1 pseudogene is annotated in these 393 nt (G+C 64.6%); it reads right to left on the reverse strand.

Features of this window, described 5'->3' with window-relative positions:
- Positions 1-166: 166 nt before the first annotated feature.
- A pseudogene (locus J0A65_RS26195) lies at positions 167-393 on the reverse strand (hypothetical protein); the annotation flags it as partial.

Raw genomic sequence — 393 nt, forward strand, 5'->3', positions numbered from 1 at the left:
GTATTCGCTTCATCCACGCAGCATAAGACGGACGACGGCAAAGTCCAGCCCGCGCCCCGCTTCCGCGTGGTGGCACCCGACACGCCAACCTGCATAAACGCCAACGCCCCGGACCAGCCGGGGCGTTGGACAATCGGGCGTACCTGCCGGCACGCCGCAGGCGGGCTCAGAAGCTGTAGGTCGCCGAGAGGATCGCCGAACGGCCGTCGCCGTACTCGATGGCCGAGGAACGGGCACCGGTGCCCGGCGTCTGGCGAACGCGCTCCACGTAGTCTTCGTCGAACAGGTTGTTGAGGTTCAGCTGCAGGTCGACGTTGTCGTTGACCTTGTAACCGACCATCGCGTTGTGCAACCAGTAGGAGTCCAGCTTGGCGTTGCTGCTGGAGCTGACGT

The organism is Bowmanella yangjiangensis, assembly GCF_017255015.1.
GTDB lineage: Bacteria > Pseudomonadota > Gammaproteobacteria > Enterobacterales > Alteromonadaceae > Bowmanella > Bowmanella yangjiangensis.